We start from the raw sequence: 25,847 nt of genomic DNA, 5'->3' as shown, positions 1-25,847 counted from the left end.
ATCACCTGACTTCCATATACTGTATCATCGTGATTGATGCAAGTTTTTCTATCCTATTTTGACACATGCTTCAAAGCTTTTTTCATCTGCTTACTGAAGAAACGTGTTTTTCCTTCCGCAAGTCCTGCAAGAAGAGCACCAAGTAGTGTGTAAAGAAGCCCTGCTTTCTCACCAGTCCGAGGAAGCCAGCCTGTTGGCTGTTGCTTAGGAGTCTTGTTTACCCGTTTTTCGGTCTGGATTTCTTCTTTCTTACCATCTTTATCGACAATCACTTGTTTAGCAGTGTTTTCAATATCAACTCCTGCTGGCACATCTTTCTTGATGGTCGCTGGGATTTCCACTTGATAATAGACCCCTAGGTCAAACTTAGAGGTGTCGAGTACCTTGATTTGACCAAGTGTTTTCTTGACCGAATCATTTGGTAGAACGGTGAGCTTACCACCTTTATTCTCAATATCAAACTGGTTTGTCACATCCTTACCAGTAGACTTGTTATAGACCTTAATTGCTTTTGTATCGATAGTCACATAACGCTCATCATAGTCGTCTTCTCCCCCAATGGTCTGAAGGAGACTTTCTTTGTTAAATGGTGTCGTATCCACCCAGACTTGATAATGAATAGTTGTGCCAGCTTTGAGGACTGCCGTATTGATATTTTCAGGTTCGTTGTTATCCACTTTATCCGCATACGGATTTTTGTTCGTGTCTTGATAGCGGTCTTTCAACTCGCTATCATCATCCAACAATTTCGTGCCTTTAACATCCACGTTTGCCTTATCAAGGACAAACTTGTGAGGCTCTGGCTCGTTTTTCTTCACCTTATTCACCCGTTTCTGAGTCAGCTTTTCAACCGTTTCAGTCGGGTCATTTGGTTTTCCTGTTTCAGGATTGACTGTTGTCACAAACTGACGAGCAGTGTTTTCAATATCAGTCCCTGAAGGTACATCGTCCTTGACCGTCACTGGAATGTCAAACTTGTAATAGCGACCAAAGGCAAAGCGCTCAGTATCGAGTACATGATCCTTGAGGAGTTCTTTCTTGGTTTGAATGGTGAGTGTTCCGTCTTTATCCTCTACATCAAAGAGCTTGGTTACCTCGTCTCCAGTCTTGCCATCATAACCCTTGATGTTCTTGATATCTAAGGTTACGTGCTTGGCATCATAGGTATCTATTAAGCCTGTTGCTTGAATCAACTGCTCTGGAGTGAATTTGGTCGTATCGAGCCACAATTGATAGAAGAGCTTATCTCCACGTTTGACAAGTTTGGTGTTTAGGTTTTGTGGCTCATTATTGTCCACCTTGTCCACGTATGGGTCTTTGTTGGTGTCTGTGTACTCGTCTTTGACCTCATCATCGTCATCCATGAGCTTGTTTCCTGTGATGTCAAATTGACCTTCAGACAAGTCAAATTTTTCTGGTTGGAAGTCTGGCTTTTCAGGAGTCAACTCTGGAGTTGGATTATCCTTAAAAGTCATGCGAGAAAGACTAATCAAAGCGTTGCTTGAGGTGAGTGTACCTGCAAGCGTTCCTTTGGCATTTCCATTCTTTTCTTTTTGGTCATCTGATTGACTGAAGGTGCGAGTAGAGAATGGTTTTAACCCATCTTTGTTCTTAGAAGCCGTAATCGTATAAAGGTCTGTCTTCTCATCGTAGGTCATGTGAATGTAAATCGGGTCAATCTTCTCATAACCTGCAGGCGCTTCTACCTCTTCAATCTTCCAGTCCCCGTAAAGCAGCTCTGTCGTCGCAAAACCATCCTCATCTTCTTTGATAGTTGTTGTAAACTCTACCGCTTCAGCTTTGGTATCATCCATCGGAGTAGCCCTAAAGGTCACATCGTTGATCCCTGAATGGCTACTATCTCCCTTACTTTGAACGATTTTTTGGATGGAGATTTTTGCCTTGATGATTTGTTCAAGAGATTTAGTGTTTGGAGTGACAATGTTTTTAGTCGCATCATCTTTCTTTGTGATGGTAAACTCATGAATCGATCCGTCTAAAGCGTAGCCTTCAGGAGCGTTGGTTTCCTTCCAGTAGTATTTACCAAGGGCAAGATTTCCAACGGCGACTGTCAAATCCTTGTCATCCACGTTTAAGACTACGTTATCCCCGTTATCCACTTCTTGACCGTTGATGATAGAGGTTTTCACTTTCTCCCCTTTTAAGAGTTTCGCATTTGGGATATCTGTCCACTTAACTGGAGTATCTTTCTTATGGCTAGAAGCTCCTGCCCAATCTTCTGCATAATAAAGCGTATACTCCGCTTCTTTAAGGACAGCCTGACCTTGAGCTTTTGTATCAGTATCCTTATCACGTTTTTCAAGGGTATTTTCTCCCTTGATTTCATCATTCGTGCCTGATACAGTAAGTTCCAGCGTTCCATCTTGTTTCAGCAACGCAGATTGTGCTTTAAAGGTTTTCGCAAAACCAGCGGATGCCGCGACTTCTTCTACGGTATAATCCCCCAGCTGCATGTTTTCAACCAGTGCTTCTCCTTTAACATCAGTCGTAATCTCATAGACCTTACCAGACTGCTTATTGGTCAACTTGAACTTGTTTCCAAGAAGTGTATAGTACTGATTCCACATGGCAAGCTCTGACTCTGTTCCTTTTTTGACAATCTTGATTTTACCTGTGATTTCATCGTTTGTACCAGAAACAGTGAGTTCAAGTGTCCCGTCTTGTGTTAGGGTCGCCGTTTGGGTTTTGAAGGTCTTATAAAATCCCTTTGAAGAACTGATTTCCTCAACAGTGTAATCCCCCAGCTGCATTCCTTCTATTTGTGCTTGTCCTTTGTCATCCGTTGTGACTTCATAGACCTTGCCAGACTGCTTATTGGTCAACTTGAACTTGTTTCCTTTAAGGGTATAGAGATTGTTCCACATGGTGGTACCAGATTGTGTCCCTGTCTTTGTAATCTTGACTTTACCTGTGATTTCATCGTTAGTACCATTTACTGTGATGAGCTGATCGTCTTTACCATTAATGGTTGCTTTCGGCGTTTTCGCATCAAGGGTAATCTCTTGGGTTTTAAAGGTCTTTTGGAAACCTGGGGAAGCCTTGATTTCTTCAACAGTATATGTTCCGAAAGGAATATCGGTTAATGTCACGACTCCTTTTTCATCGGTTGTCCCTTCAAAGGTCTTGCCTGTCTTCTTATCGGTAAGGCGGAAGCTATTACCTTTCAAGGTATAGAGGTTGTTCCACATGCTTGAGCCAGAAGCTGTCCCTGTCTTTTGAATAGTGACAGAGCCTTTTGAATCCGCATTGACCTTCAGCCCCATATCGCCAAACAAACCTGTGACAATATCGAAATGTTCACGTCGACCATCGGTATATGAAAAAGCAACTGTATTGGAGTTCCATTGTTTTAGGACGACATAAGCCGTTGGTAGGAGTTGTCTGGAATCGTTGTTAGTAGCTGTAGATGAACCTGTAACGAGTCCTCCTCCTGAGATAGATAAATCGGTATTCGGTCCAACAATATAGGCTAAAGCGCCCTGATTACTTACTTCTGCTAGCTGTCGTGCATCAATATCTGAGACCTTCATGGCCATCAGAACTTGTTCATTAGGGATCGGTTGTTTGGTATCTTGACGTACAAGTCCTGCAGTATAAGCTATTCTTTCAATATAGCCTGCAGGACGACCTATCCCAAGAGGAAGCCCTCCTGCTAGCGCTCCATCTTCAGAGATTCCACCTGAACCAGATGAAATCGATCCCCCTGCTGTCACAGCTACTCCAACCGTGATGACAGAGCCTTGGTTCTTGATCGCCATAGCGATATCTTTATTCGTCCAGCCATCAGCCCCATGTTCTACGTCCACATGTTTGATAATTAAATCAACGGGAATTTTCTCACCCGTTTCAATGTCGGTCACCGTCCCGACATTAGTCACGGCGAGAGATTGTCCTGGGTTCAGAAAGCCGCCAATATCATCTTTCGTAAATCCATCTTGTTTCAGAGGGTGGAGGATATTTGTGCCAAAGAAGGTGCCGAGCGGCCCCGTCGCAACACCACCAACTCCCTTTACTTCAGAATTAGCGTTCCATTGGATTTGGTCTGCGACATACTTGACAGATCCTAGGTCTTTGTCTGCGACAAGGGAATCTACCAGCGCCTGGAACTCAGGGGAAGCCATATTTGCCGTGTTGGCTTTCACAACGGGTACGCCATTAAGCGAGCCAATCTGTTGTCCGTGTTGAATCTCAGCTGCCTGGACGACGCTTTGATTCCACGGAGCTTGTGGGACGAGGGTTGCGACTCCCGCCCCTGTAAGAGCCACCCCTGCGCTAAAAAGAGCTAGGGTGCGTTTCAATCGCTTCTTACCGTTCTTTTTTCGATTGCGGTAGGAAGGTGTTTGAGAATTATTCATAGTGTCTCCTTTTCTTGTTGTGAAGTAAAAAGTAGCCTTTGTGCTACCAGTCTATTCTTCTCTTCCTTTGAGGGAGAGTAGGTTGAAATCATTGTATCTCCTTTGAGCGTTAAAAAAGACAAGCGTATGACTTGCCTTTCGTATTTGTATTAATAATCTAATGTACCTTATTTGCCATACCCTTTTCCTGTAAGCCGTAAAACACTTTTAGTTCCGTTGCCTTCTCGTCTTGCGACAAGGACATTTTGGGACATAATCGTGCGGATGAGTGGATGTAAATGTGCATAATCATAAATAACTTCGACTGTTTCTACTGTACCAGCAATATAACCTTTTTGTGAAATCGTTCCAAATCGAGGATGCAATTTCACGGTTCGTCCGTCCACGAGACGGGCGGTTACTCCGCCTCGTTGACCTAGTTTGCGTAAGTCAGCTAATGTGACTTCAGTATCTTTTTTCACTTGATTCATGTTTTTTCCTCCTAGCGAATCAAAGGCGATTTACGCCGTGCTGCAAGAAGACGTATCTTCTCGTCGGTATTTCTTACACACAGTTTCTAGTCTAGGTACTGCAAACTCCTTCAGCTTATGACTTTGTCTCATGCTTTTGCGTGATGTGCCTGGGCTAGATATCCTTTTCTAGCTACTACACCACCCCTATTTCTCTTTTATCCATAGGCACGCTAATCGGGATAGTGGTTTGTATTCAGTTTTCAAAGAGCGTAAATCGTTTTAAGTTCACGAGGACATGCTACTTCCTATTGAAAAACGAAACCACGAAAACTCTCGATACGAGTACTTGATAACGATTTACATATTTAAACAAGCGATGACAAGTCAAATCATCACTTTAGGAATCCATATCCTATCTTTCTATTTATTCGCAATTACTTTTTACAATGAGTATTTTTTGCAAAATATTTATTATTTCGAGGAAAAGGAAGCTAATTCAGCTCTAACTGATTATTGTTTGTCCCACTCCCCCATCATTCCTTGAAGCATCTGACATCGCCAAGTTTCACTTGATTTTATAAGCGTTTTCATATACACTAAGGACATAGAAAAAAGGAGGTTGCCTATGCTAATTGGTATTCCAAAAGAAATTAAAAATAATGAAAATCGTGTGGCGCTGACACCCGCTGGTGTGCAAAGTTTGGTGGCGCAAGGCCACAAAGTTATGATTGAAACAGGCGCTGGGCTGGGGTCTGGCTTTGCAGATACAGATTACGAAGCGCAAGGTGCGACAATTCTTGCGACAGCTGCTGAGGTTTGGGCGAGCGAATTGGTCGTGAAAGTCAAGGAGCCTCTGGCTGAAGAATATGGCTTTCTCCGCGAAGACCTTGTTCTTTTCACCTATCTTCACATGGCTGCCGCACCTGAATTGGCAGATGCTATGCTTAAAAACAAAACAACAGGAATCGCTTATGAAACCGTAACGGACAATGGTCAACTACCACTTCTGACCCCCATGAGTGAGGTGGCCGGTCGGATGGCCGTCCAAATCGGCGCCCACTTCCTTACCAAACAAGAAGGTGGCTCTGGCGTGCTTTTAGGTGGTGTCCCTGGTGTTCCAAAAGGCAAAGTTACCATTATCGGTGGAGGTGTGGTCGGCACACACGCAGCACGTATTGCCCTAGGTCTTGGAGCTCAGGTGACTATTTTAGATATCAGTGCCAAGCGCCTCTCTGTCTTAGAGGACGTCTTTGGCAATCAAATTCAAACCCTTATGTCTAACCCATTTAATATTGAAGCGAGCGTTAAAGATGCAGATGTCGTGATTGGAGCGGTACTGCTTCCCGGAGCAAAAGCACCAAAATTAGTCACTGAACACATGGTCAAACAGATGCGTCCAGGTTCTGTTATTGTGGATGTAGCAGTCGATCAGGGTGGAGTTGTCGAAACAGCAGATTGCGTAACAACCCACGATGAACCTGTCTATGAAAAACACGGTGTACTCCACTATGCCGTTGCCAATATCCCTGGAGCTGTTGCCCGCACTTCTACCATTGCACTGACCAATGTAACTCTGCCATATATTATCAAACTGGCAAACAAGGGCTTCAGAGAAGCCATTTTAGAAGATGCAGGACTCCGACAAGGAGTGACCACTCACCAAGGACAACTCACTAATCTAGCTGTCGCTGCAGGTCTAAACCAAGACTACACAAGCATTGATGAATTGGTATAGGACTTATTCACACTCAATTTGATTTTCATATGTGTGGATGTACCTTATCAAATTCCACATCACAATTGAAAAACATGTCAAGATAAACCACTCTCATAGGGTGGTTTATTCGTCTTGTTTCTAACGCAGGAAGGCTTATACTAAATCAAACTACACAAGGAAGTAGGAGCTTGATTTTCAAAAGAGTATTAAGGCGCCACAACAAAAAAAGCCGAACGCTAGTTCAGCCTTTGTTAGTCTCTATACATCTCTTTGGTCACATGGTAATGAATCCTAGTCACCACACGTTCGCCATCCATACAGGCATAAGGTTCTTCATGAGAAAATTGCATACCTGATTTCGCCATGACCTTTCCTGAAGCTGGATTTTCTTTGTCATGAACAGCAACTAATTTATTCATCTCTAAGGTCTCAAAAGCTAACTGAATAACGGCTTTCACTGCTTCAGTCATATAGCCGTTGTTCCAATAATCCTTATGTAAACAATAACCTAAAGCACTTTTTCGCATGGTCGTATCTAGCTTATGCATATCAATACTACCGATAAAGGAACCAGTTTCCTTGAGCACAATTCCCCAGCGACCCAGAGGGGTTGCTAGATAGATACCAGCGATATTAGCCTTTGTCTCCTCTAAGCTATGATTTTGTGGAAATACATAGCGCGTTGTCTCCTCATCTGAGGCATAGGCATATATAGCCTTCGCATCGTCCAAGGTCACAGGACGCAGGAAAAGGCGCTCTGTTTCAAGGACCAGATTTTTAGCTAATAACACGTAGATATTTTCCATACAACATCTCTTTTCTATACAGAGACAGATAACTTACTCATTTTTCTTCTTCCGGCTCATAAGCCCTGATAATCTCAGCGACAACAGGGTGGCGGACAACGTCCTTAGCAGAAAAATGCACGAAGTCAATCTGCGGGATTCTTTTCAATTTTTCCGTCGCATCAATCAAACCAGACTTGACATTACGCGGCAGGTCAATCTGGCTACTATCGCCATTAACAATCATCTTGGAGTGAAAACCAAGGCGGGTCAGAAACATCTTCATCTGCATAATCGTCGTATTTTGCGCCTCATCCAGAATAACAAAGGCATCTTCCAAGGTCCGACCACGCATATAGGCTAAGGGGGCAATCTCGATAATCTCACGCTCCATGAGACGCGTCGTCTGATCCTTCCCTAAAATCTGGTAGAGGGCATCATAAACAGGACGAAGATAGGGATCGACCTTTTCTTTCAAGTCACCTGGTAAAAATCCTAGGCTTTCACCTGCTTCCACAGCAGGACGGGTCAAGATAATACGCTTGACTTGTCCACGCTTAAGAGCAGTTACTGCAAGTGTCACTGCAAGAAAGGTCTTCCCAGTCCCTGCAGGTCCGATTCCAAAGACAATATCATGATTCTTGATACTATCCACATAGAGCTTTTGCCCCAAGGTCTTAACACGAATCGGTTTGCCATAATGATCCTTGATAATTTCTTCTTCATAGAGGGCAACAAATTTCTCGATTTCATCATTTTTCGCCATAGAAATAGCCGTCACCACATCGGGTAACTGGATGGTTAAACCACGGTTGATTAAGATGAGTAAGGATTGGATGACGAGGCGTGCCAACTCAACAGCTCCTGATTCCCCAATCACCTGCACCACTTCTGTTCTGGCATGAATAACCACGTCCAATTCCTGCTCCATCAGGCGCAGATGACGCTCATTTGACCCAAATAAGCTCAGCATATCATCTGGGTGGGAAAGGTGAATATCAATTGAATGTTCTTGCAATAGCTTGCTCCTTTATCGGTCTTTTTTCTATTATATCAAAAAAATGCCCAGAGGACATTTTTTCATAATTCTAAACGATAGTGGAATAGATTGCAACTATTTTCTATCAGTGTGCTAGATACTCTTCCCAAATGCGATCAAATTCTGCCATTGAAAAGCTGAAACTTGCTCGTTCTTCTAAAAAACGACTCACTTCATCAAACTCATCGGACTGCTTGGGAAAATCTGATTCTTCAAAGGCCAAATCAGCCAAAACAGCAACCGGTTCATGACTTTTGGGATTGCGCTGGGCCATCAGCCAGCTGTAAAAACTTTTTCTCACTGCAAATCTACCTATCTTCTACGCTGACGGCGTGACCGGACTTCTGCTACCTGCTCACGGCGTTTCTTACTCTTACGTTTCGCCAATATCAGTGGTAAAGCCAAGCCAATCAGCACCAAAGGAATGACCACAACATACCAGTAAGTACCTACCAATCCCTTCCAATCAATCGAGTTCAACTTATTTAAGCCAGCATCAGTACTACTTGTAGCTGTTAAACCTGTCCCTGCTTCTGCCTGTTCAACTGCCATGCTATCTGAAATCAATGGACTAACAGACTCTAGTCCATTGTTGACCCGTAGTTGATTATTTTCAACTGTGTAGGTTGGCTCTTCTCCACGGCGCACCGTCGCATAAAAATCTGACGGTAGATGGTAGGTTTGACCATTGATGGTCTGCTTACCTGCGCTCAATACTTTTTTGTAATCATAATCAGCATAGGCTTTTTCAATCAAGGCATTACCAAATGGATGGCGATAGTATTCCCCATCTTGATCAGACCAGTCACCAACTCCCATAATCAGACTGATGAGACGCTGCTCCCCTCGTTTAATGGTTGCAATATAGTTAAAAGCAGCAAGCGGACTAGAACCCGTCTTCAAACCATCCACACCTTTAATCCCGTATTTCGCACCAGGCAGTGAATAATTGTAGGTTTCAAAGGTTTCTTCATAAGGCGTCCCAGCCTTCACCGTCACCACAGGATGCTTGGTATGCTCCAAAATTGCCGGATAATTTTTCAGAAAATGATAGACAAGAATAGATAAATCCCTTGCTGTTGTCTGATTGGCTGCATTATGATCGTAGCGGGTTGGATTGTAGTAACCTTTAAAGGAAGCTGCAGATGCTCCACTAGCATTTGACCAATAGGTGTTGGTCATCCCCAACTCCTGTGACTTAGCATTCATCATATCCAAAAAGGCATCTGGATCATTATTTGAAACATAATTGGCCAACATCACTGTGGTCGCATTGGAAGACGGAACCGCGGTCATGGTAATCAATTCACCAACAGTATAGTCCACACCTGCCACAATCTTGTTATTGGAGATTTCATAGATTCCTGCAATTGCTTGGTCATTTGCTGTCGCTGTAATAACCGTATCTTCGTTAAATTTCCCTTGACTCATGGCCTCATAGACCAGATACAGGGTCATAACCTTACTCATACTAGCTGGATCACGCACCTCATCAGGATTATCTTGCCAAACAACATCACCCGTATTTCCATCAATAATGATTGACGACTTAGGACGGTTGATTTCTTTGACATCATACCCAGCCGCTCGCGTAATATCCATCAATTCATCTGCCCAGACCGGCACTGAAATAATGGATAAGACAAGCACCATACACCACGCTACAAGTTTCTTCACTCTTAATCTCCTACTCTTATTCTATTCTTACTCTTATTGTTTTTCATCTAGGTACTGATATAACGAATACCAAATGGAAAAGGTTACACTTAAACCTGTATTCATAAGCGAAGTCATTCTAATCAGGAGCTTATTTTACGATAATCAAGACACTCTTTTGAAGGAATACTGACTGTATTTCGAAAAAAGCAACGATGAGTAGCGTAAAATAAGAATCTATATTCATAAGCGAAGTCATTCTAATCGGGAGCTTATTTTACGATAATCAAGGCGCTTTTTTTGAAGGAATACTGACTGTATTTCGAAAAAAAGCAACGATGAGTAGCGTAAAATAAGCCCTGAATAAAGTTGCTGAGCTATGAATACAGGTTCTAAGCCCTAAATAGAGTTGCTGAGCTGTGAATAGAGGTTTCTTAGACTAATTCTGTTCCAAATGAATCCTGCTTAATCTTTCCAGCCTTCATCAAGCCACCTAGGGCTTTCTTAAACTGTCCTTTTGAAATACCAAAAGTTGCCTTAATCTCATCTGGAGATGACTTATCATTTAAAGTCATAAAGCCACCGTTACTCTCCAGATAGGTCAAGACCATCTGCGCATCATTTTCTAACATCTCAAAAGAACGCGGTTTGACAGATAAGTTCAAGGTTCGGTCCACCTGACGGTAGCCAATGACCCGCACCTGCAATTCTTCACCTAAACGTGGCTCTGCAAAACGCTCGCTTGGGTGAATAAAGCCCAGCATATGATTATCTGGTAGATACACAAAGGTCCCACTCAATTTCAAGCGATAGACAATGGCCCGCAAATTTTGATTTTGCATATTGTCATAGGCAGGTCCCGCCAAACGCTGAAAATCCTCTTGAAAAGCAGGTAGAGCCCAGATGCGGTCTTTTTTATCCACATCGTAACGGACATAGAGCTTATCGCCTTTTTTCGGCCACAATTCTTTCAAGTCAGGTAAGACATCAAGGGATACGACCACCTGCTTGTCAGGCAAGCCCGTATCGACAAAGACACCGAGGTCTCGGCGCACTTCTGTCACCTCTCCCCAGCCAAAGCTCGTGCGGGTGGCTGCTACTTCTTTGGTCGTCACACGGAGTTTCTGCTTCATATCCGTATAAGCAAAGCCTTTCACCGATTCACCCAGCGCATGCTCTCCCTCTTCTTTTGCAAGGGCAAAGGTCAAGCCCTCCTTTTGGACAAAGTAAAATTCCTTATTCTCGTCGGTCACGAGACCCGTGATAAAGGTTGCTAATAATTGATTCATATCGTTCTTTCTATTTTTACTGGCAGATACCACAAACAAGATGAGCTTTGGAGTTTACCTTGCAACTCATTTCGCCAGCTATTTCATCAATGACCCTATAACGCCAAAAGGGCCAAGGGATTTCTCCCCGCCCATAGATTTTTCTTAGAAGCTGTATTCATAAGCGAATTCATTCTAATCGGGATCTCATTTTACGACAATCAAAGCGCTTTTTTGAAGGAGTATTGACTGTATTTCAAAAAAAGGCAATAATGAGTAGCGTAAAATAAGTCTTGAATAGAGTTGCCGAGCTGTGAATACAGTTTTTATACCTCTAAGAGTTCTTTTTCTTTCTCAGCCGTCATTTGGTCGATTTTCTTAATGGCATCATCTGTGACTTTTTGAATCTCTTTCTCAAGTGATTTCAAATCATCTTCGGTAATTTCTTTAGCTTTTTCAGCTTTCTTCGCTTCGTCCATAGCATCGCGGCGGATATTACGGATGGCTACCTTAGAATTTTCTCCGACCTTTTTCACATCTTTGGCCAAGTTTTTACGAGTTTCTTCGGTCAAAGCTGGAATGACCAAGCGAATGACTGTACCGTCAGATTGTGGGGTCAGACCAAGATCAGAAGCATTCAAGGCACGTTCAATATCTTTTAAGATAGACTTGTCAAATGGGGTAATCAACAAGACACGTGCTTCTGGAACAGTAATCCCTGCCAATTGGTTGAGCGGAGTATCTGCTCCGTAGTACTCAACTGAGATGCGGTCTAATAGGCTTGCATTTGCGCGTCCTGCGCGAATGTGGCTAAATTCACGTGCCAAACTTTGATGTGACTGGGCCATGCGCTCTTGCGCTTTTGAAATAATTTCCTTTGTCATAAAATCTCCTTTATTTTACTTCTTTGTTATTTGAAACCGTTGTTCCGATTTGCTCTCCAAATACAACACGTTTGATATTACCAGGCTCGTTCATGTTAAAGACAACAAGGTCAATATCGTTGTCCATTGACAAGGTAGAAGCAGTCGCATCCATGATTTTCAAGCCACGGCTGATGACCTCACGGTGGGTCAACTCATTGAATTTCACCGCATTCGCATCTTTCTTCGGATCTGCATTATAGACACCATCCACACCATTTTTAGCCATTAAAATTGCATCTGCCTCAATCTCAGCGGCACGAAGGGCTGCGGTCGTATCTGTTGAAAAGTAAGGAGACCCAATTCCTGCACCGAAAATCACAATTCTTCCTTTTTCCAAATGGCGCAAGGCGCGTCCACGGATATAGGGCTCTGCGACTGATTGCATGGCAATCGCTGTCTGCACACGTGTATCCACACCGAACTGTTGAAGAGCATCTGCCATGACCAGGGCGTTCATCACCGTACCAAGCATTCCTGTATAGTCAGCCTGAACGCGGTCCATACCTGCTGCTGCTGCTGGCTCTCCACGCCAAAGATTTCCACCACCGATTACCAAAGCAATCTGAACACCTGAAGCCGCTACTTCCTGAATTTCTTGCGCCATTTTTTGAACCGTAGGAATATCAATCCCCACACCACGTTCACCAGCCAAAGCTTCTCCAGATAACTTTATAAGAATACGTTCATATTTTGGTTTCATCGTCTTACTCCTCTATTCTATCTTTACCATTTTATCATAAAATTTTTATTTTATATAGTCTGATGGGCAGATAAAAAAGAAAAATCTCCAGAAGGAGACTCTTCTACGAAATATGTAATTTTTTACGTAAGAGAACTGCTCGACTGCCAATCAATTTATCCAATTGACGGGTCTTCAAGGTCAAACTTCCAAAAATCAGAACACCAACAAGTCCTGAAATCCCTACGTGAATCGCACTGGAGACATAACCTGTTGCAGGCATAACCAAGCTAAGACCTGTTTCCACCAGCCAAACGCCTATTCCCATAATAAGGGAAATCACCAGAACCTTGCGAATATCTTTCCATAAGCGCCTTTGCGAAATTGGAAGGACTTGATTGATTCGACGGTCAAATAAAACCACCGAAACGGTCAAGCCAACCGCAGTCGACACTAGAGGACCGTAAACTTGGAATACATATAGGGCTGGGAATTGAAGAACCAGTTTTACCCCTAAACCGATGAAGAAATACCAAATCGCTTTCCGGTTCTGGAAAATTGCCTGAATCAGTACTCCCACCAATGAATACAAGCCTTGAATGAAAATTAAAAGAAGATTGATGATAAAGAGATAAATCGCTTGATCTTTGGCAGGACCATAAAAGACACTATAGAGCGGTCGTGCGATAACCACTGCTCCTACGATCGCTGGAATAATCAAGAGGAAAAAGAGCTGGATATTGTCGACAATCAAATCCGCAGTCCCTTTCATATCCTTTTGTACAAAACGCTCTGTCACCATCGGAATCGCCACAGCAGCAATTGAGACAGAAATCCCAATAATCAACATAGTAATCTTACTTGGATTAGAGGTCATATAGGCTGAAAACACCAACAATTCTTCTCTTGTGTAATCGGTAATCTGAAGAAGGGTATTGACAAAGGTCAGCTGGTCCACCATCTGGAAAATCTGAATGGCACAACCTAAAATAATGAGAGGAATCGCTTCTTTCATTGTCTCTAGAATCAGCGTTTTTAAATGAATTGTATCGCCTGCAGGCTTGGCCTTCATGATTTTTTCAATAAAACCTTCTTTATAAAGCGTGTAAATCAATACCCCAGCACTTGCAATCATTCCAATAAAAGCAGCGAAGGTCGACTGAATCACTGCCGAAAGGTAATCACCTGACCCTAAATTCATGATATAAAAGGTCGTTCCTAGAATCCAAATCACACGGACAATCTGCTCAACAATTTGGCTAATGGCATAGGGCTTCATATCTTGATGCCCTTGGAAAAAACCGCGCATAATACTCATAGCAGGGAAAATAAAGAGTGGTGGAACCAGACTATACATGACTGGCGTTAACTGCTCTTTCGCTCCTGAAAGCTCCGCCAAGGTTGGTGAGCAAATGAACATCACCCCTGCAACAATAGCACCTAGAATCAACATGAGTTTTAAAAACTCTCTGACTATGTAGTAGGAAATATCCTGACGCCCCTGCACATTATACTTGGCAATCTGCTTCGCTACCGCAGGGGGAAGTCCAATTGTTGAAATGAGCAAAAAATTCCCATACACTTGATAGCCCATGTTAAAAAGAGCATTGGCCTCTGCCCGATGGCTGCCCATCCACATATACCATGGAATAATGTAGGCAATCCCGAGCAAACGGCTGATAAAATTTCCGGCGGTCAACCACGCAAGTCCCTTTACCATACTTGCCTGCTGCTGTGTCTGTTTAGTTGTTTTCGTTTCCGTCATATTCATTCTTTCATCTATTTCTATCTGTCTAATTCCTTATTATAACCTTTTACGCCTAACTTGTAAAACTAGAACCTACCAAATCACCTCCTCTGCAATCAACTTGACTTCTGAAATACAAAAAGCTGAAAAATGGATATACTCCCCTCATAGTGTCTAGTGAATTTTTGCTTTTTTCACTGTCTACTATAAGGGGAGTATATCAAAAATCCCAATTTCTTTTTTATTCTTTGAAGAATTCGTAATAAGGACTTGCAAAACTACGGTTACGACTATTTCCCAATACTCTTATATTCAACTGCCAACCCTCTTTGTACTGCTGGTCGGGTTGCAATTTTTTCAGTCCAGGCTTTGAGGTGTTTGTAGGAATCTACATCTAAAAATACTGCCGAACCTGGATAGAGACTCCCCTCTACTAGTCGCCCATACCAAGACCAGATGGCAATATCTGCAATGGTATACTCTTCTCCTGCGATATAAGATCGTGTCGTCAACAATTGATCCAGCAAATCCAACTGGCGTTTGGTTTCCATTGTATAGCGATTAATCGGATATTCCTGCGCAGTTGGAGCATAATGGAAGAAATGCCCAAATCCACCTCCAACAAATGGTGCAGCTCCTGTTTGCCAAAAGAGCCAGTTCAGCATCTCTGTTTTTGTCTCGGCATCTTGTGGCAGGAATTTACCATACTTTTCAGCCAAATAGAGCAAAATATGCGCTGATTCAAAGACCTTGACATCTTTATTCCCAGATTGGTCTACCAAGGCAGGAATTTTGGAGTTTGGATTGATAGACACAAAGTCTGACCCAAATTGATCACCTTGGCCAATATTGATAAGAAAGAGGTCGTAGCCTGCTTCTGCCACACCCGCTTCTCTCAACTCTTCTAGCATAATCGCTACCTTGATTCCATTAGGGGTACCGAGCGAATAAACTTGTAAAGGATGTTCTCCTCGCGGCAAAGTCTGCTCAAAACGGCTGCCAGCTGTCGGACGGTTGCCACTGCGGCTATCATTTTCATCTTCCCAAGACCATACTGGAGGTTTTACATAATCTGTCATTATTCCTACTTCCTTTCATTTTCTTCTTATTTACCTTATAAAATTTCAGGAAAAATGTCAATGATTTGAAATTTGCTCACGGATTTTCACATACAAGAAAAGCCTTATCGAGCGATAAGACTTTTTGTTTATTACAATGAATTTGGATCAACCTTGATACCCACACCTTGAGTAGTTGTGATAGTCAAGCTTGTGATGTATGTTCCTTTTGCTGTAGCTGGTTTTGCTTTAACAATTGTATCGTGGAAAGCTTTGAAGTTTCCAACCAATTGTTCAGCGTTGAATGATACTTTACCGATGATAGCTTGTACGATACCTGCTTTATCAGCACGGTAAGTGATTTTACCACCTTTAGACTCTTCAACTGCTTTTGCAACATCCATTGTTACAGTACCAGTTTTAGGGTTTGGCATCAAGTTACGTGGTCCAAGGACACGTCCAAGACGTCCAACAAGTGCCATCATATCAGGTGTTGCAATTACAACATCGAAATCTAACCAACCACCGTTGATTTTTGCAACAAGGTCATCTTCACCAACGAAGTCTGCACCAGCAGCTTTTGCTTCTTCAGCTTTTGCACCACGTGCAAACACCAATACGCGTGAAGTTTTACCAGTTCCGTTTGGCAATACCATTGCACCACGGATTTGTTGATCTGCTTTACGAACGTCAATGTTCAAGTTGTAAGCAACTTCTACAGTTGCATCGAATTTTGCAAAGTTAGTTTCTTGTGCAAGAGCCACAGCTTCTTCTACGCTGTAAGCTTTTGTGCTGTCGATTTTTTCAAGTGCAGCACGCATTTGTTTGCTTTTTTTAGCCATTTTTTATTCTCCTTGTAATGTGGTCATATCGATTTTCATCTCCCACGTCACTCATCTGAAATGATGAAGTCTTGCGGGTTGTGGGTCGTTATTGATTAGTCAACAACAGTGAATCCCATAGAACGAGCAGTACCTTCGATCATACGCATTGCAGACTCAAGGTTTGCAGCGTTCAAATCTGGCATTTTAGTTTCAGCAATTTCTTGTACTTGCGCACGAGTAACTGTTGCAACTTTTGTTTTGTTTGGTGTGCCTGAACCTTTTTCAACACCTGCAGCTTTTTTCAAAAGAACAGCAGCTGGTGGTGTTTTACAGATGAAATCAAATGATTTATCTTCGTATACTGAGATTACAACTGGGATAATCATACCAGCTTGGTCAGCTGTACGAGCGTTAAATTCCTTAGTGAATCCCATGATATTGATCCCTGCTTGACCAAGTGCTGGTCCGACTGGTGGAGCTGGAGTAGCTTTACCTGCAGGAATTTGAAGTTTTACAAGTTTTTCGACTTTTTTAGCCATCTTTAAATCCTCCTATTGTGGTTTTTACGGTAATTAGAGATTTTTACCTCCCACAAATATGTGATTTTCACATACCTTCTCATTATACAGTATTTTAATAAAAAATCAAGCTTTATGTTTACTTTTTCTCACTTTTTTTATAGAATAAAGCTATGATATTTTTGAAATTTGCATCAGTTCTACTTCTTGTTCTTTCCTTGGTTGTTTCGATTACGGTTGTGAAACTATTTCGTTTACAAAAAAAAGGGTGGAATTTTGCCGACATCGCCTTCCCTATCCTTGCTTTTGAATTTTACCTCATTTCAGACAAAGCTTATTATCACAGTCTATTGCCACATCTGATTCTCGCCTTGTCCTTGCTTTCTCTGGCAATTGTCTGTTATTTTTTGATGAAAAAACGTAACTTTTCGTATCACCGCTTTTTCAAATTTTTTTGGCGGGCAGGCTTTATTCTGACCTTCTTCATGTATCTGGCTCTTGTTATTGCCATTTTCACGATAAAGAGTTAAGCAGACTCTAAGAACGTTCTGAATAGTTGATTTTCGCGAGCGGAGCGAGCCTCATCAGCTACTTTCGCTGTGGTAAAAGTAGGGAGTGGGACTCAATCGTGATTTTGTTTAAATCGATTATCCTCGCTCTTTTGTTTCTAGGCTTGGGCTAAAATAATCCACTAGATTATCCTCGCTCTTTTGTTTCTGGGCTCGGGCTAAAATAATCCACTGGATTATCCTCGCTCTTTTGTTTCTGGGCTCGGGCTAAAATAATCCACTGGATTATTTTACTCCGCAAGAAGTCGCTACCGTCCACACCACCTAAGAAAAGTATCTCAAAAAAACGTTTTCTTCAATCTTTTTTCTTTTACTTGAGAAATAAAAAAACTCTTAGAAATACCGCTATATGATATACTCCCCATATAGTAGACAGTGAAAAAACCAACATTCACTAGACACTATAAGGGGAGTTTTCCTATGTCCAAAAGAAGTCCAAAATCAGTAGAAGAAAAGTTAGAAATTGTTTGCTTATTACTTAACCAAGAACAGTCGCTTACCCAACTTAGTAAACAATATCAGGTCGATAATCAAACAATCCAGTTTTACAATACACAATGCTATCAAGCGAAACTAAACAACCTGACTCCTTTGGAATTCAGGAATCAGGTTGCTTAGTATCTTTCATTATTTGACTGTCTACTTGACAGGGAGTCGTTCAATATCAGCATTTCTAAGAGTTTCTGTTATATGGTAATCAACCCCAAAGATAAAATTTTTTTCTATCTCTAATAGGGTTTGTCTACGTTCTGAAACAGCCTACTGGGCTGTTTTTTCATTCATGTATTTCCAATGGTAGTCCGTCAGGATCAAAGAAGAAGGCCATTTTGCGTCCGCCATAGTCGTCATAGCGCAAGGGTTCGTGGGGGATGTTTAGTAGGTCAAATTCTTTTAAACAGCTTTCTACGTCTGCGACTTTGAAGGCGAGGTGGCGTAAGCCTGTATGTTCTGGTTGCGGCATGGCAGGTCTTCGGGGCGCATCTGGCTTGATAAAAATTTCCAGAACCAGATTTCCTTTGCGGACGTTAAAGAGGATATCCCGCTTTTCTGGACGAACATGCTCATCCAACTGCTCAAATCCGAGTTTGTCGATATAAAATTCCTTGGTTTTCTGATAATCACTGCCAATAATAGCAATGTGATGTACGGTATCCAACTTCATCATTGACTTTCCAATACCTTTCTTGGTTTTGTCCCTTCAGCAGGACCAATGACACCTGCTGCTTCCAATTCTTCCATTAAACGAGTTGCTCGGTTAAAACCAACAGATAAACGGCGCTGAATCATCGATGCGCTGGCTTTTTGCGTTTCAACGACAAGGGATCTGGCTTGCTCAAAGAGCGGATCTCCACCGCTATCGCCTGCTCCACTTTCAACGTCGCCCTCTGTTACTTCGCCAGGATCAAAGGATTCATCATATTCTGCCTCGGCTTGATTCTTAATAAAGCTGACAATTGCTTCAACATCATCATCAGAGATAAAGGAACCTTGCAGACGGACCGGGTGATTTTCATCAATCGGTTTAAAGAGCATGTCTCCACGTCCCAATAGTTTTTCAGCACCATTTTCATCTAAAATCGTTCGACTATCTGTTCCGCTTGAAACCGCAAAAGCAATCCGAGACGGCACGTTGGCCTTAATCAAACCAGAAATAACATCAACAGACGGACGTTGGGTCGCAAGAATCATGTGAATACCCGCTGCCCGTGCCTTTTGTCCCAAGCGAATAATGGCATCTTCCACTTCCTTACTGGCTACCATCATCAGGTCCGCCAACTCATCGACAATCACCACAATGAGGGGCAGTGGAATCTGTTTTTCTTCTGAACTACGGTTAAAATCTGCCACCTTGGTATTGTAACCTTCCAGGTTACGCACCCCCACATGACTAAAGAGCTCGTAGCGTTTTTCCATTTCATCCACAACTTTTTGCAGAGCTCGCGCAGCTTTACGAGGATTGGTCACAACGGGAATCAGAAGGTGCGGAATGTCATTATAGACAGACAATTCGACCATTTTAGGGTCGATCATCATAAATTTAACTTGGTCTGGCCCAGCCTTCATCAAAATAGAGGCAATGATACCATTCACTGCAACAGACTTCCCTGAACCAGTTGAGCCTGCTACCAATAAATGGGGCATACGGGCTAGGTCAAAGGAGCGTACAGAACCATTCACTGCCTTACCAAGAGGAATATCTAGAAGCTTGGTTGGCGATGTCTTAGCCTGTTCCCATAATTCTCTAAACGGCACCATGGCTACTTCCGAATTGGGAACTTCAATACCGACCAAGGATTTTCCTGGAATCGGCGCTTCAATTCGGACATCTTTGGCTGCAAGGGCAAGGGCCAAGTCATCTGCTAGATTGGAAATCCGATTGACCCGCACACCAACTGCTGGCTTGACCTCATACTTGGTCACAGACGGTCCAATTTCAGCCCGCTCAACCACCACCTTAATGCCAAAGCTAGCAAAGGTATCTTCCAAGACCTTGATATTTTGACGGACAATTTTCTTCTCATTTGCCTGACTTTTGACCTTGATTGGAGCAAAGAGATCAATCGATGGTAGCTTATAGGCCAGCTTGGCTTTAGGTTTAAAGTCAAGGGCGATGTCCTCTGTCACATCATCTGCTACTTCCTGCTCTTCTACCTCATCTTCAGCCAGTAATACAGGAAACTCTTCTTCCTCAAAGAAAGGTTCACGCTCTTCTGTTAGAATTGGGATTTCACGCTCTTCCTCGTCCAGTATTTCTCCCGTTTCCAAATCAACCATCGGATACTCTACTTGAGAAAGAGCTATTGCTTCTTCTTGCTCGTCTTCAAGTTCTTGAGTAGCTTCTTCCAAGCGTCTTGCTTCTTCCTCGGCCTTGAGTCTTTCTTTTTCTGCTGCTTTTTCCGCCCGTTTTTCTGTACGAATGGCTGCGCGCTCTTGAGATTTTTCGCGTAGAAGAGCAAGCCCGTCTGCGACATCATAGACAGACCAAGGACTCATGAAAAATAGCCCAAAGAGAATGAGTAGGACCCCGATAAAGAAGGTACCAATTGCTGCAAATAAAAAAGAAACAGGTAGGTAGAGACCACCACCAATAAGACCGCCGCCCAAAAATTCTTTCACCCGAAAGGCTGAAAGGTCAGATAAGGCTAGTTTGAAGGTGTGGTTGAGCAAGTCTTTTCCCTTGTAGCTCAAACCAAAATAGGCTTGATATTCCAGCAAAATTCCCGCAAACACAAGCCAGAATCCAGAAATCATCCCTTCACGTTGCCTTATTATTTTCGAAAATATTGTATAAATGAGCAGAGCTCCAATGAACACATAAGCCGCACTTCCGACCAATAGACGGAAGAGATTATAGGCAGTCACCCCAAATACTCCTAACTTGCTTGCTGCAAAAAGGAGAAAAACAACCACCAAAAAGCGGAATAAGAGGGATTTTATTTTTTCTTGTTGGGCCAATTCAGCCTTTGTCGGACGTCTAGTTGCACGCCCCTTTTTTGTCGTTTTTTGTTTTGCCATGCTTCTATTATACCATACTTTACGAGTAGGTCTAGTGTTCTACAAATCACAAGAATACCCCAACAAGCAAGGCTCATTGGGGTTGTTATACCGTTAAGGATTCATCGATACGTGAACATGGTCATAGTGGTTTTCTGTGATGCTGCCTCGGTCTGGCATGAGGTTCCAAGTATTGGCTGGTCCATAGATGTTTGGATACGGTGCATAAAAACGTTGCTTCCAAATAATGTACGAAATATTTTTATTTCCCATTTGCTGAATAGCATAGTTTGCTACCTGATCACCCAAACCTGCATTGTTTCCTACCATAAAGTCAACTGCGAGCCCCTTACCGTGGTCTCCGCTGTCTCCTGGACGGTAGAGACTAAAGGAGGTAATGCCATAGATACTTGCCACTTCTTCTTTAAAGGCTGCCGTCTGCGGTTGAAGCCCTGCATTGGCAGGATTGGCAGCAGCAATGCTTGCAAAGTCTGACGCATTGTTTGCTGGAGCAGCTGGCGTTGGAGCGACTGCCTGGGGTGTTTCCGTACTTGGTGCTTCTGCAACTGGTGCTGGTTCAGCTGCTGGTTGATCAGCTGATGCTGGATTTGTATCTCCTGAATCTGATGGTGTAGCACCTGTTGAAGGTGCCTCTGTTTGCGCTGTATCATCTTCAATTGGAATCACTTGATCGTCAACAACTACTTGCTGCTTATCTAAATCTACAGTTGCTGAGGCTGTCTCCTCTGTTTCTTCGCTTTGAGGAGCTTGAATTTCAATTGAAGTGACTTCTTCTTGAGAATTAGTCGTCACTGTTAAGGTCGTATCTGGGAAGATAAGATTGATATTTGCGATTTGATTGACCTGTGCTAAGACAGACATATCAACGTTTAGAGCTTGGGCAATAGCACTGAGCGTATCCCCATACTTGATAACATAGGTCTGTTTATCGTCATGTGCCATCATATCAGCCTTGATTTCTTCCACAGAACGCGCTGTCCAAATGGGCATCCATTCATCGGCTTGGGCCGTCGCTGTAAAAAGCGAGAGAGCTAGGGTTGAAACTAAAAGTGTTTTTTTCGTTAATGTTAAAGACATAATTTCTTCCTTTTCTTTGTGATAGAGACATCTTACCACAATTTTGAAAACAAAAAAGGCTTTTTAAGCCTTTTTCATGAAACTGTATTTTGACTGTTACAAACAGAAATACTTGTCATCTATCTGTGTTTTCTGTCATCTTATTGTAACATAAAATGTTACATCACTTCTTTCTTAAAAAATAATTTCCTGATCATCGTCTTGCCCATTATCAATCGGCATCACCCACCAGCAAATTAAGTAAGGAATAATCCCAAAGCCGTAGGCAACGGCTAAAATCCCCCAGATTACACGAACCAGTGTTGGATCAATACCAAAATACTTGGCAATCCCTGAGCAGACTCCTGCAATTTTGACATCTTTCATATCCCGCATCAATCGTTTTTGCATCTCTTTCCTCTCCTTTTCTTCTATTTGTAGCTATTATACCATAAAACTGACCCCTAAGGGCCAGGCTTCATACTAAAATTTCTTCTTAGGATGACGATCAATGACTTCTGGATTAGCCACAAGAGCTGCGACACCCTTTTCGGTCAATTTATAACCACGCACACTAAACGTTTGGGCTAATTCTTCTTCTGAAAAATATTCTGCTAAAGCAAGATTCAAGTCTGCCGCTTTCATTTTGGAGAGACCTGTAATGCCCTTCTGTTTGAGAATGTTTTTCTTCATGGTCGCATTGAGATGATCTAGCGAATCAAAAGCAGACTCCAGATGGACATAGCCATTTTCGGCTAAATATTCCAAGTGTTTGGGCGCATCAATCCCATAGGTATACTCAAAATACTTAGGGAAGACAGATTCTGTCGTAAAGGTATCAAACTGAATCCGCCACAAAAGGATGATGTCCCCTGCCAATAATCCGTCTGCTAAAGGTTCCATATTCCGCTTGGGAACAGGCTTCGCATCCAGTAGCCATGTCGCCAAATCACGCTCTGGAGCAATATAGGGCATACGAGCATGGTCCTTGTAAAGTTCTCTTACCCGCTCTTCTACTGTCATATCGTATCTTTCCTCACTTACTGTCTATTTCTACTATATTTCCTAGCCAATCCTCTTAAAATCAAGAAACCGTGTCCCTTGAAAGGCTAATTCACCCTTATCACCTTCAGCAGACAAGGCATAGGCCTTGCTACTCACCCGAAATTCTCTGCGCTCCCCACTCTCCAATTCAAATGCCAAGTAGTAGGCAGTGTAGGCATGGTTACCACCACCAATGTGGGTCCGCTTGCCAATCAACTTAGCTGTACGAAATTCCTGCGGAACAGCATTGTTTCGCAGGGCTTCAAAAAGTAATTTGCCCAGTCGCCATAGGATAATGCCCACAATAATCGTAAAGGGTATCCAAAACCAAATAGGAAACAACCAAAACATTTCCATATCTACATCCGCCTTTCCTAATTCTATCTATTATTATACCAAATTCTGCTTAAAACGAATACCATTATGCGGTTTTTGAAAAAGAGAGAAATTCGTGCTACAATAGGAGTAATCCATAAACAGGAAAGGAATCCTATGAAAAAACGACTATTACTTGCCCTAGCTGCTAGCCTAGTGCTCACTGCTTGTGCGAATAACACAACAACTTCGGCTTCGTCAACCAACACTTCAACACCTGCATCCAGCTCAGACACGACAGCATCTAGCCAGTATGCCAAGGATTTGGCCTACGCCATTAACAATCCCGACGCTAGCTTCCCGCAATTATCCACTGAAATTGCAGACAATGAAGCTGCTGTCCTCATCAAGACAAGTCAAGGCGATATCAAGTTGAAACTCTTTCCAGAGCAAGCACCTCTTGCTGTCGAAAATTTCCTGACCCACGCAAAAGAAGGCTACTACAATGGCGTCATCTTCCACCGGGTTATCAATGGCTTCATGATTCAAGGTGGTGATCCAAAAGGAACAGGCACAGGTGGTGAATCCATTTGGGCTGGTAAGGACGAGAGTATTGATAAGGGAAATGGCTTTAACAATGAAATTTCTGCCTTTCTCTACAATATCCGCGGTGCACTTTCTATGGCAAATGCGGGACCAAATACCAATGGCAGCCAATTCTTCATCAACCAAAATACTAAAGATGCTTCTGGCCAGCTTGATTCCAGCAAGTACCCTGCTAAAATCAAAGAAGCCTATAAAAACGGCGGAAATCCGAGCCTCGACGGTGGCTATACCGTCTTTGGGCAAGTCATCGAGGGTATGGATGTTGTCGATAAAATCGCAGCCACTGAAACCGGCGAAAAGGACAAACCAAAAACAGACATCACGATTGAAACCATTGAAATTTTAAAGGATATGAATAAATAAAAAAATGAACAAGATAAGACTTCAAATATTGAAGGGTCTTATCTTGTTCATTTTTTTGGTGTGGCTTCAAGCGCGCCATCCATCCTGCCTTTGACTATAAGAGCTCTGTTTCAGTGCTCCGCTTACTAGGAAAAAGATGGTCTACTGGTGAAATTGTTCTCTTCGTCCAGAGACTGGGATGTTCCTTAAATACCAGTTCTCTCTGTCTTGAGATAGAGGGTGCCTTGTTTACCTCTATCATAATGAGTACCGAAAGGGAATCTTAAAAGAGCCTGAGCAAATCGCTCGGCTCCTACTTATTTATTTCAATAATCGAATCAAGGCCTGAGCTGAGCGTTTTCCTGCTTCGATGATGAATTCATCAAAGGTGATATTCGCATCTCCTTGAGCGGTATCACTCATGGCACGGATAACAAGAAATGGCAGGCCGACACTCTGCGCTGCTTGGGCAATAGCTGCTCCTTCCATTTCAACGGCTAAAACATTAGGGAAATGCGCTTTAATCGCCGCAATCTTGTCTTGACCTGCAATGAAGCTATCCCCCGTTGCAATCAAGCCTAAGTGTACTCTTGTCTCCTCTCGAGAAAGAATCTGCTGCATCTGCGCAACCAAGTCTTTATCTGCTTCAAAGTACAAGGGCTGAGCAGACATCTGACCGTATTCATAGCCAAAGGCTGTCAAGTCCACATCGTGATAGGCAAGTTGTTGGGCAATGACCACATCACCAATGGCAATCCCGTCTGCAATAGCACCAGCTGACCCAGTATTGACAATCACGTCCACCTGAAACTGCTGAGCTAACAGGGCAACAGACATGGCAGACATGACCTTTCCGACACCGGATTGGATCAGAACCACTTCATGTTGGCCTATGCTCCCTGTATAGTAGGTCCGTCCTAGGACAACCTGCTCTTTCCCATGCTCAAGATGTTCGACCAAAGTCTTCAATTCTTCGGGCATGGCTGCAATAATTCCAAATTTCATCTAAGCTCTTTTAACTCCTTACCAAAAAAAGACGGCGATGAGGAAAAGAATGACCAGAAGCACTACCCAAAAGAGGATTTTATTGATTTTGCTGCGAAATTCTTCTCGCTTAACAGTCTCAATACGGCGACTTTTGATAATCGAAGCATCGACAGGAATCCGATGGGTATAGCCTTCACGATAGCCTGTATACTCGTCTTCCCACTCATCTACTGCATCAAATTCAACTACATCGTCAAACTCCTCTTCAGGATCATCATCATAATAACCGAAGCGTTGCGAACGAGAAGGTCTCTTTTTTCCTTCCAGCTCTTCCAACAATTCATCTGTTAATAAGGGCTTCCTCATG

General features: G+C 42.8%; 24 protein-coding genes. 3 read left to right on the top strand and 21 right to left on the bottom strand.

Annotated features, from left to right (window positions below; all coding sequences use genetic code 11):
* Positions 1-53: 53 nt before the first annotated feature.
* The gene (locus CHF41_RS05000) at positions 54-4,376 is read right to left on the bottom strand and encodes a SpaA isopeptide-forming pilin-related protein (protein ID WP_119876260.1); all 4,323 of its coding nucleotides are present in this window, start codon (positions 4,374-4,376) and stop codon (positions 54-56) included.
* Between the two features lie 167 nt (positions 4,377-4,543).
* Entirely contained in the window at positions 4,544-4,846 is a 303-nt protein-coding gene (locus tag CHF41_RS04995) for a hypothetical protein (protein WP_119876259.1), read from the bottom strand.
* Between the two features lie 607 nt (positions 4,847-5,453).
* On the opposite strand from CHF41_RS04995, the gene ald reads away from it, so the two are divergent.
* On the top strand, positions 5,454-6,563 hold the full coding sequence (ald, locus tag CHF41_RS04985) for an alanine dehydrogenase (protein WP_119876257.1): 1,110 nt from the start codon (positions 5,454-5,456) through the stop codon (positions 6,561-6,563).
* 233 nt (positions 6,564-6,796) lie between these two features.
* Here ald and CHF41_RS04980 read toward each other — a convergent pair whose 3' ends face one another.
* The 11 genes from CHF41_RS04980 to rplK form a co-directional block, all read right to left on the bottom strand.
* The gene (locus CHF41_RS04980) at positions 6,797-7,351 is read right to left on the bottom strand and encodes a GNAT family N-acetyltransferase (RefSeq protein ID WP_119876256.1); all 555 of its coding nucleotides are present in this window, start codon (positions 7,349-7,351) and stop codon (positions 6,797-6,799) included.
* Positions 7,352-7,388: 37 nt separating this feature from the next.
* Positions 7,389-8,348 carry a PhoH family protein gene (locus tag CHF41_RS04975; protein ID WP_119876255.1) on the bottom strand — a complete coding sequence of 320 codons (960 nt, stop codon included), beginning with the start codon at positions 8,346-8,348 and terminating at the stop codon, positions 7,389-7,391.
* A gap of 106 nt (positions 8,349-8,454) precedes the next feature.
* A complete protein-coding gene (locus CHF41_RS04970) occupies positions 8,455-8,670 on the bottom strand; it encodes a YozE family protein (RefSeq protein WP_119876254.1) in 216 nt (71 codons plus the stop codon).
* An 11-nt stretch (positions 8,671-8,681) separates the two neighbouring features.
* Positions 8,682-10,046, bottom strand: a complete 1,365-nt coding sequence (locus CHF41_RS04965; RefSeq protein WP_119876253.1) for a D-alanyl-D-alanine carboxypeptidase — start codon at positions 10,044-10,046, stop codon at positions 8,682-8,684.
* Between the two features lie 413 nt (positions 10,047-10,459).
* A complete protein-coding gene (gene cvfB, locus CHF41_RS04960) occupies positions 10,460-11,314 on the bottom strand; it encodes an RNA-binding virulence regulatory protein CvfB (protein ID WP_119876252.1) in 855 nt (284 codons plus the stop codon).
* Positions 11,315-11,619: 305 nt separating this feature from the next.
* Positions 11,620-12,177: a ribosome recycling factor gene (gene frr, locus CHF41_RS04955; protein WP_075103914.1), complete on the bottom strand. Its 558-nt coding sequence runs from the start codon at positions 12,175-12,177 to the stop codon at positions 11,620-11,622.
* A gap of 10 nt (positions 12,178-12,187) precedes the next feature.
* Positions 12,188-12,919, bottom strand: coding sequence for a UMP kinase (pyrH, locus tag CHF41_RS04950; protein WP_119876251.1), 732 nt, complete (start codon positions 12,917-12,919; stop codon positions 12,188-12,190).
* 103 nt (positions 12,920-13,022) lie between these two features.
* Positions 13,023-14,663 carry a putative polysaccharide biosynthesis protein gene (locus CHF41_RS04945; RefSeq protein WP_119877140.1) on the bottom strand — a complete coding sequence of 547 codons (1,641 nt, stop codon included), beginning with the start codon at positions 14,661-14,663 and terminating at the stop codon, positions 13,023-13,025.
* A 272-nt stretch (positions 14,664-14,935) separates the two neighbouring features.
* Complete coding sequence (gene yghU, locus CHF41_RS04940) at positions 14,936-15,724, bottom strand: glutathione-dependent disulfide-bond oxidoreductase (protein ID WP_119876250.1); 789 nt, start codon at positions 15,722-15,724, stop codon at positions 14,936-14,938.
* A gap of 131 nt (positions 15,725-15,855) precedes the next feature.
* Positions 15,856-16,545, bottom strand: coding sequence for a 50S ribosomal protein L1 (gene rplA / locus CHF41_RS04935; RefSeq protein ID WP_075103918.1), 690 nt, complete (start codon positions 16,543-16,545; stop codon positions 15,856-15,858).
* Positions 16,546-16,640: 95 nt separating this feature from the next.
* The gene (gene rplK, locus CHF41_RS04930; protein WP_075103919.1) at positions 16,641-17,066 is read right to left on the bottom strand and encodes a 50S ribosomal protein L11; all 426 of its coding nucleotides are present in this window, start codon (positions 17,064-17,066) and stop codon (positions 16,641-16,643) included.
* Between the two features lie 152 nt (positions 17,067-17,218).
* On the opposite strand from rplK, the gene CHF41_RS04925 reads away from it, so the two are divergent.
* Positions 17,219-17,575 (top strand): DUF3397 family protein, encoded by a 357-nt coding sequence (locus CHF41_RS04925; RefSeq protein ID WP_119876249.1) that lies wholly within the window; start codon positions 17,219-17,221, stop codon positions 17,573-17,575.
* A gap of 814 nt (positions 17,576-18,389) precedes the next feature.
* On the opposite strand, the gene gloA2 is transcribed toward CHF41_RS04925, so the two are convergent.
* The 6 genes from gloA2 to CHF41_RS04890 form a co-directional block, all read right to left on the bottom strand.
* Complete coding sequence (gene gloA2 / locus CHF41_RS04915) at positions 18,390-18,776, bottom strand: SMU1112c/YaeR family gloxylase I-like metalloprotein (RefSeq protein ID WP_119877139.1); 387 nt, start codon at positions 18,774-18,776, stop codon at positions 18,390-18,392.
* A complete protein-coding gene (locus CHF41_RS04910) occupies positions 18,776-21,130 on the bottom strand; it encodes a DNA translocase FtsK (protein WP_119876247.1) in 2,355 nt (784 codons plus the stop codon). The genes gloA2 and CHF41_RS04910 overlap by 1 nt, the downstream gene beginning before the upstream one ends.
* A 93-nt stretch (positions 21,131-21,223) precedes the next feature.
* Positions 21,224-22,207, bottom strand: a complete 984-nt coding sequence (locus CHF41_RS04905) for a LysM peptidoglycan-binding domain-containing protein (protein WP_119876246.1) — start codon at positions 22,205-22,207, stop codon at positions 21,224-21,226.
* Between the two features lie 174 nt (positions 22,208-22,381).
* Complete coding sequence (locus CHF41_RS04900; RefSeq protein WP_119876245.1) at positions 22,382-22,597, bottom strand: PspC domain-containing protein; 216 nt, start codon at positions 22,595-22,597, stop codon at positions 22,382-22,384.
* Positions 22,598-22,669: 72 nt separating this feature from the next.
* Positions 22,670-23,209: a hypothetical protein gene (locus CHF41_RS04895; RefSeq protein ID WP_119876244.1), complete on the bottom strand. Its 540-nt coding sequence runs from the start codon at positions 23,207-23,209 to the stop codon at positions 22,670-22,672.
* A gap of 42 nt (positions 23,210-23,251) precedes the next feature.
* Positions 23,252-23,587, bottom strand: coding sequence for a DUF2500 domain-containing protein (locus CHF41_RS04890; RefSeq protein ID WP_119876243.1), 336 nt, complete (start codon positions 23,585-23,587; stop codon positions 23,252-23,254).
* A 135-nt stretch (positions 23,588-23,722) separates the two neighbouring features.
* Between CHF41_RS04890 and CHF41_RS04885 the strand changes: the two genes are divergently transcribed.
* Entirely contained in the window at positions 23,723-24,514 is a 792-nt protein-coding gene (locus tag CHF41_RS04885) for a peptidylprolyl isomerase (RefSeq protein ID WP_119876242.1), read from the top strand.
* A 300-nt stretch (positions 24,515-24,814) separates the two neighbouring features.
* On the opposite strand, the gene CHF41_RS04880 is transcribed toward CHF41_RS04885, so the two are convergent.
* Positions 24,815-25,498 carry a 5'-methylthioadenosine/adenosylhomocysteine nucleosidase gene (locus CHF41_RS04880; RefSeq protein ID WP_119876241.1) on the bottom strand — a complete coding sequence of 228 codons (684 nt, stop codon included), beginning with the start codon at positions 25,496-25,498 and terminating at the stop codon, positions 24,815-24,817.
* 18 nt (positions 25,499-25,516) lie between these two features.
* The gene (gene macP, locus CHF41_RS04875; protein ID WP_119876240.1) at positions 25,517-25,846 is read right to left on the bottom strand and encodes a cell wall synthase accessory phosphoprotein MacP; all 330 of its coding nucleotides are present in this window, start codon (positions 25,844-25,846) and stop codon (positions 25,517-25,519) included.
* Position 25,847 lies beyond the last annotated feature (1 nt).

Origin of the sequence: Streptococcus respiraculi (assembly GCF_003595525.1) — a bacterium.
Taxonomy (GTDB): domain Bacteria; phylum Bacillota; class Bacilli; order Lactobacillales; family Streptococcaceae; genus Streptococcus; species Streptococcus respiraculi.
This window is presented reverse-complemented; position numbering and strand designations above follow the sequence as displayed.

What these genes read in the sequence shown, in the direction of transcription:
- CHF41_RS04995 (WP_119876259.1), bottom strand. Translation starts at nt 4,846, where the DNA reads ATGAATCAAGTGAAAAAAGATACTGAAGTCACATTAGCTGACTTACGC.
- macP (WP_119876240.1), bottom strand. Translation starts at nt 25,846, where the DNA reads ATGAGGAAGCCCTTATTAACAGATGAATTGTTGGAAGAGCTGGAAGGA.
- CHF41_RS04980 (WP_119876256.1), bottom strand. Translation starts at nt 7,351, where the DNA reads ATGGAAAATATCTACGTGTTATTAGCTAAAAATCTGGTCCTTGAAACA.
- CHF41_RS04890 (WP_119876243.1), bottom strand. Translation starts at nt 23,587, where the DNA reads ATGGAAATGTTTTGGTTGTTTCCTATTTGGTTTTGGATACCCTTTACG.
- CHF41_RS04905 (WP_119876246.1), bottom strand. Translation starts at nt 22,207, where the DNA reads ATGTCTTTAACATTAACGAAAAAAACACTTTTAGTTTCAACCCTAGCT.
- ald (WP_119876257.1), top strand. Translation starts at nt 5,454, where the DNA reads ATGCTAATTGGTATTCCAAAAGAAATTAAAAATAATGAAAATCGTGTG.
- cvfB (WP_119876252.1), bottom strand. Translation starts at nt 11,314, where the DNA reads ATGAATCAATTATTAGCAACCTTTATCACGGGTCTCGTGACCGACGAG.
- CHF41_RS04900 (WP_119876245.1), bottom strand. Translation starts at nt 22,597, where the DNA reads ATGCAAAAACGATTGATGCGGGATATGAAAGATGTCAAAATTGCAGGA.
- CHF41_RS04885 (WP_119876242.1), top strand. Translation starts at nt 23,723, where the DNA reads ATGAAAAAACGACTATTACTTGCCCTAGCTGCTAGCCTAGTGCTCACT.
- CHF41_RS04945 (WP_119877140.1), bottom strand. Translation starts at nt 14,663, where the DNA reads ATGACGGAAACGAAAACAACTAAACAGACACAGCAGCAGGCAAGTATG.
- gloA2 (WP_119877139.1), bottom strand. Translation starts at nt 18,776, where the DNA reads ATGAAGTTGGATACCGTACATCACATTGCTATTATTGGCAGTGATTAT.
- CHF41_RS05000 (WP_119876260.1), bottom strand. Translation starts at nt 4,376, where the DNA reads ATGAATAATTCTCAAACACCTTCCTACCGCAATCGAAAAAAGAACGGT.
- pyrH (WP_119876251.1), bottom strand. Translation starts at nt 12,919, where the DNA reads ATGAAACCAAAATATGAACGTATTCTTATAAAGTTATCTGGAGAAGCT.
- frr (WP_075103914.1), bottom strand. Translation starts at nt 12,177, where the DNA reads ATGACAAAGGAAATTATTTCAAAAGCGCAAGAGCGCATGGCCCAGTCA.
- yghU (WP_119876250.1), bottom strand. Translation starts at nt 15,724, where the DNA reads ATGACAGATTATGTAAAACCTCCAGTATGGTCTTGGGAAGATGAAAAT.
- CHF41_RS04895 (WP_119876244.1), bottom strand. Translation starts at nt 23,209, where the DNA reads ATGACAGTAGAAGAGCGGGTAAGAGAACTTTACAAGGACCATGCTCGT.
- CHF41_RS04910 (WP_119876247.1), bottom strand. Translation starts at nt 21,130, where the DNA reads ATGGCAAAACAAAAAACGACAAAAAAGGGGCGTGCAACTAGACGTCCG.
- CHF41_RS04880 (WP_119876241.1), bottom strand. Translation starts at nt 25,498, where the DNA reads ATGAAATTTGGAATTATTGCAGCCATGCCCGAAGAATTGAAGACTTTG.
- CHF41_RS04925 (WP_119876249.1), top strand. Translation starts at nt 17,219, where the DNA reads ATGATATTTTTGAAATTTGCATCAGTTCTACTTCTTGTTCTTTCCTTG.
- rplA (WP_075103918.1), bottom strand. Translation starts at nt 16,545, where the DNA reads ATGGCTAAAAAAAGCAAACAAATGCGTGCTGCACTTGAAAAAATCGAC.
- rplK (WP_075103919.1), bottom strand. Translation starts at nt 17,066, where the DNA reads ATGGCTAAAAAAGTCGAAAAACTTGTAAAACTTCAAATTCCTGCAGGT.